1 pseudogene is annotated in these 435 nt (G+C 51.0%); it reads left to right on the plus strand.

The features are described 5' to 3' along the window. Nucleotides 1–435, plus strand: a pseudogene (gene lolA / locus ACTHUR_RS21470) (outer membrane lipoprotein chaperone LolA); the annotation flags it as partial.

Here is a 435-nt window from a genome sequence, read left to right on the forward strand (position 1 = left end):
AACCACACACGGTACATTCAAAATCCTGCGCCCTGTCTTGTTCAAATGGGAGTACACCAAACCCTACAAACAAACCATCGTCGTCGACGGCAAAACCATTTGGCTCTATGACGTAGATTTGGCACAAGTAACCAAGTCCTGACAAGACCAAACCATCGGCGACAGCCCTGCCGCCATCCTCTCCAACAAAACGGCATTGGACAGCAGCTACACGCTGAAAGAAGACGGTTCTGCCAGCGGTATCGATTACGTTTTGGCTACACCTAAGAAAAACAACGCCGGCTATCAATACATCCGTATCGGCTTCAAAGGCGACAACCTCGCCGCCATGCAGCTGAAAGACAGCTTCGGCAACCAAACCAGCGTCAGCTTCAGCGGCTTGAACACCAAGCCTAACCTGTCCAGCGGTATGTTCAAATTTACCCCTCCGAAAGG

The sequence above is a fragment of the Neisseria sp. P0021.S007 genome, from assembly GCF_051956855.1.